At 60.9% G+C, this 4734-nt stretch carries 4 protein-coding genes; 2 read left to right on the top strand and 2 right to left on the bottom strand.

Going from position 1 to position 4734, the window contains the following annotated elements; all coding sequences use genetic code 11:
• Positions 1-120 precede the first annotated feature (120 nt).
• Positions 121-2178 carry a TonB-dependent receptor family protein gene (locus tag AC57B6_RS08165; RefSeq protein ID WP_496420959.1) on the bottom strand — a complete coding sequence of 686 codons (2058 nt, stop codon included), beginning with the start codon at positions 2176-2178 and terminating at the stop codon, positions 121-123.
• 283 nt (positions 2179-2461) lie between these two features.
• The gene (locus tag AC57B6_RS08170) at positions 2462-2842 is read right to left on the bottom strand and encodes a DUF2946 domain-containing protein (RefSeq protein WP_046571217.1); all 381 of its coding nucleotides are present in this window, start codon (positions 2840-2842) and stop codon (positions 2462-2464) included.
• Between the two features lie 466 nt (positions 2843-3308).
• On the opposite strand from AC57B6_RS08170, the gene AC57B6_RS08175 reads away from it, so the two are divergent.
• Positions 3309-3872: a hypothetical protein gene (locus AC57B6_RS08175; RefSeq protein WP_496420960.1), complete on the top strand. Its 564-nt coding sequence runs from the start codon at positions 3309-3311 to the stop codon at positions 3870-3872.
• A gap of 144 nt (positions 3873-4016) precedes the next feature.
• Complete coding sequence (locus AC57B6_RS08180) at positions 4017-4715, top strand: LysE family translocator (RefSeq protein ID WP_496420961.1); 699 nt, start codon at positions 4017-4019, stop codon at positions 4713-4715.
• Positions 4716-4734: the final 19 nt, after the last annotated feature.

The raw sequence follows: 4734 nt of genomic DNA on the forward strand, positions 1-4734 counted from the left end.
GGTACGCCAGCTTCAAGACCATGCGCACCGTGCTGTTCCTCATCGCCGGAAAGCTCGACTTCTCAGCACTCAATCCGCATGCGTCGTGAGCCGCATTACCCACTCCATTTTTGAAAGAGCCTAAAAGATCGCCCCACTCGCGGTGGCGGCATTGGCCACCGTGCTGATATCGCTAACGTAGCGCTTGTTGGTCAGATTCCTGGCATCGACGAACACCGACACGCCATTGCGGAAATCCATTCCGGCTTGCAGGCCCAGCAAGGTGTATCCCGGCACGCGCAGCGTGTTGGCATCATCGGCCCAGGCGCCGGCGGGCACCCAATCCACGGTCGCCGACACATGAAAACCGTCTGGCCGCGCATAGCTCAACGCGGCGCGCAGCACGTTGACCGGCACGCCGGCAATCCGGTTGGATCCGTACTGCGGATCGTCCTTGAAACGGAAATCGCTCAGATTCCATAGCCCCGACAGCGTAATCCGGTCTCCCGAGCCCGGCTTGAAAACATCGCGCCACACATCGACCGAAGCACCCGCTTCAATGCCGCGCAACACGGTCTTGTTGGCGTTGAACGTAGCGGCCGGAATATCCGGATTCGTCGTGTACTGCAGCAACTGATCGCGCACCATCGACTGATACGCCGTGAGGTCCCAACTCACCGCGCCACGCGTGCCGCGCGTCCCGACCTCCAGCGTCCACGCATGTTGCGACTGCAACGGCGTAAAGCGCGTGGTCGATGCGAACGACTGCGCGAGGTCGGTGAAATCCGGCGTGTCCTGGCTGCGGGTAATGTCGACAAAAGCCTGAATCTCGCGATTCGGCTGCCACAACAAACCGAGCTTCGGATTGATGCCGTTGTAGGTCTGGCTCGCCGATTTATAGGTTGGGTCGGCAGCGAGGCCGCCGTGGTCAACATATTCACGCACGTCACGCAGCGCCTTGACTCCTGTCATCAGCGCGACGGTCGGCAGGAAAAACAGCCGGTTCTCGACGTAGGCCTCGTAGTTGTAGGCGTTCTGCGACGCGTCGAGTGTCTGCGTGCCACGATTGCCGGCAACGTTCACGTACTGCCGCGCCTGCGTATTGCCGCCGAAAAAGCGTGCGCCCGCAATCACGTCGTTGCGCATGCCGCCGAGGTTCAGCGTTGCCGTATAGCGAGGCGCCACGCCATAGGTCCAGCCGTCCTGGTCGATGACCTGAAAGATCGGGTGATACAGGCTCTTGTGGATGGCCCACGTGTCGATGTCGAGCTGGCCGACGTCGAGTTTCACCGTCGTGCGGTTCGCGATCCGCTCCGTACGTGTGTTGCGCGCCTGGTCGCCTGACAACGCGCTAGCGGCAGCTTTGGTCGGATTGTTCAGCGCATCGCTCAGGCTGAGCGTGCCCGGCAATTGCTGATCGACGATGTATGCGCCGAGATAGAAGCGCGTCTCGACGTTCGGACTGAAGCGGTAGCCGATGTTGGCGTTGAACTGCTCATATTGACCGCGTGAATGCTGGCGAAAGCCGTCGTTATGATCGACCGTGAACGTGCCGATGAAATCGAGTGGCCCCACCACGCGCGAAAACTGCGCACTGCTGCGCACCGTGCCAAAACTGCCGCCTTCGAGCCGCAAGATGTTCGGCGCGACCGCTGTGTGTGCAGTTGGCGTCAGAAAATCGATCGCGCCGCCAAGCGTCGAAGACCCGTAAGCGAGCCCGTTGCCGCCCTTGTAGACCTCGGTCGCCTGCAACGCGAGCGGATCGATCTGATAATAGTCGCCGCTGCCGTCGGCCTGATTGGTCGGTATGCCGTCCTGCAGGATTTCCAGCCCGCGTGTGTGATAAGAACGCGCAATCCCCGAGCCGCGGATCGACAGACGCAACTCCTGCCCATAGCGGTTCTGCACGAACACGCCCGGCACGTCCTTCAGCACGTCGCGCAGGGTAAAGGCATACGTGTTCGTATACGACTCGCTATCCACAAAGCCCACTGAACCCGCCGTTTCGTCGAGCTTGCGCTTCTGCTGAGCCGGCGTGCTGGACGTTAGAGAATGCCCGGCCTGCCCTTGCACAACAACCGGCGCCAATAGTTTCGGCTCCGCATCGTCGGATGGTTTGCTGGTCTGCGCAAGCGCGGGCGTGGCGAAGAAAACCGCGGCGCTCGATAGCGCGCCGCTTCTTTTGATGAATCGATACATAGGATGAGGTCCCGGCGCTGCATCGCGGCAGCGTCTTTTTTGAATGTGGCATATCGCACGCATTCGATCAGGTCGAATACGCGTGTGAGTGGGCCACGCGGCAAGCACGCGCCAGCAGGCACAGGCGTGCGCATGCAAGCACGCGCAGGCTCTGCTAGCTAGCGATAAAAGCCGGTGGCGGAGGAAAGAGGGTCTGCGCGCTCAGGCAGGCATACGCGTCGTCGCAACAGCGGCATTCATGCGCAAGCACGCCACACCTAGCATGCAGGCAGACCGGTGGGAATCAGATAACGGCGGCAGGTGGGGCGCGGGGCTGCGCGGACAGATGCGGCGTAACGGACGGTGCGCTGACGCTGGCATGGACGACAGCGGTATGCGCGAAAGCTGCTTGAGTCGCGAAGGCAAGCGGCACCGGTGGCACGACCGGGAAATGTGCGAGCAATCCGCAATAGCCGCATGCTTCCCAATGAAACGCCAGCGAATGCGAGTCACTTGCGCCACTGCTCGTCGACGCATCGGCCTGCGCCGAACAATGGTCGACCAACGCCGCGTCGAGACGATCCCGCGCATTCAACGCTTGCGACACCGTAGGTGCGAGCGTTGCCATCAGGATTGCGAGCAATCCGAGGATACTGCCGATCTTCTGCAGATGGCGGCGCAGCATAGGGAGAGATGTTGGAGAAATGAAAGCCGGGAGATTATGCCACGCAGTTTCGCCGAAATCACACGCCGATCGACACGTAATGATGGGTATAGCGGCCTGCATGAGATGACGCGCAAGTCTCGCGATTTTCACGCGCGACGGTTATTGTCGTGAGACAACTGGAACAACCGCCAGCGCATCGATGTGAGCGCGCGGATGCGGCATGGGTAGCAGCTATCCTCTAATGACGCAGTGCCTATTGAAGAAACGGCCCGTTATGATGAGCGGGGCCGTTTCAATCGGTCGCGAATTCCGGCCCCTGATCCTGTTAAGAAGACGAATGGGATCGGCTCGCTGTTACCATGCTGTTCCGTACCGGGATGACTCAACTTAAAAGGCAACCCCTCTGACCTCGACCGCCGCTTTTTCCAGCACAGCGCCCAAGTCGCCGCACCAGAGCCAATCTCAGCGGCAATCGCATGGTCCCATGCGTCCGGCCTTGAGATCCACTGTGCTCAAGGGTTGTGGCGCCGTAGCACTGCCGCTGATGCTGTCTGCCTGCTCCTGGTCGTGGTTCGGCCTGAATAGTCCACCGCGCGCGGTCGCGCACTCCACCGGCTGGCTCAGCGTCGCCCCTGCTCGCGACTTCGTGTACATGGCGGCGCGCAACGGCCAGGTTTCGCCGAACCGGATCGAAAATACGGCAATGACCGGCATCGTGCTCAAAAGCGACATCAACGAGGCCGTGCGCAACAGCATCGCCAGCACTTTGCAGATTGCCGGTTTTCATCTCACCGAAGGCCGCAGGGTTTTGAGCGGAAGCATCGAGAAGTTCACGGTGGACGACACGCGCTCGCCTGCATACTGGACGCTGAAAATGCGCTACGTCGTGACCGATGCCGCGAGCCAGAAAGTGGTGTTCTCGACCACGAAGACAGTCCGGCAGAAGTCACCCAAATTCACCAGCAATACCATCGCCATCGAAGACACGGTCAAGCTGAGCGTCGACGCGCTGATCAGCGACCCGGGCTTTGTTAAATCGGTGAATTGAACGCGCGGACTGAATCGGCACGGCTCGCCGATTCGCTACAATCGGCAAATATCGGGAAATCGCGGAATCGGGGCGTTACAGGCGCCCGCGGCTCCGCGCACGCCCGTTCGTCGCAATCCCGTGCCTTTCTCCGTGCGAGCTGTCATGTCCCTCACCGCCTGGCTGTTCTTCCTGCCCGCCTGCTTCGCGATCAACCTCGCGCCCGGCCCAAACAATCTTCTGTCGATTAACGTCGCCGCGCGCCACGGCTTCATGACGGCCTTCGTCGGCGGCACCGGCCGGCTTGTCGCGTTCGCGTTGATGCTGGTGTTGGCTGCAACCGGTCTCGCCGTTGTGTTGCATGCATCCGAGTGGTTCTTTCTCGCGATCAAACTGGCGGGCGCCGCCTATCTGATCTGGCTGGCAATCCAGTTGTGGCGCAGCGACGCCCCCGCTATCGACACGATGCAGCAGGACGATGCGTCGCTCTGGCGGATCGCGCGGCAGGAGTGCCTCGTGGCTGCCGGCAATCCAAAGGCGATTCTGGTTTTCACCGCGTTCTTGCCGCAGTTCGTCGATATTGCCAAGCCGATGTTGCCGCAATTCGCGGTGCTCGGTGCGAGTTTCCTGGTGCTTGAGTGGGTGGCGATCGCGCTTTACTCGTGGGCGGGGATGCACCTTGGCAAGTGGCTGGTTCGTGCGAAGGTTCGGCGGTGGTTCAATCGCTGCTGTGGGGCGTTTCTTGGGGCGATTGGGGTGAGTTTTTTGGCCTCTTTTCAATTCTCAGTGGGTGGGTTGGCGGGTCAAGTACGGGCGCCAGCCCGGCGAAGCGAATACTTGACGTGCCTTGAAGAAGTAAGCTGAGAGAGGGCTGGTTGCGGCA

This window comes from Paraburkholderia sp. BGA-UO-ETr-F12, assembly GCF_059567945.1.

Excerpts from the sequence above, each read along its gene's own strand:
- AC57B6_RS08165 (WP_496420959.1), bottom strand. The coding sequence starts at position 2,178 with ATGTATCGATTCATCAAAAGAAGCGGCGCGCTATCGAGCGCCGCGGTT.
- AC57B6_RS08170 (WP_046571217.1), bottom strand. The coding sequence starts at position 2,842 with ATGCTGCGCCGCCATCTGCAGAAGATCGGCAGTATCCTCGGATTGCTC.
- AC57B6_RS08175 (WP_496420960.1), top strand. The coding sequence starts at position 3,309 with ATGCGTCCGGCCTTGAGATCCACTGTGCTCAAGGGTTGTGGCGCCGTA.
- AC57B6_RS08180 (WP_496420961.1), top strand. The coding sequence starts at position 4,017 with ATGTCCCTCACCGCCTGGCTGTTCTTCCTGCCCGCCTGCTTCGCGATC.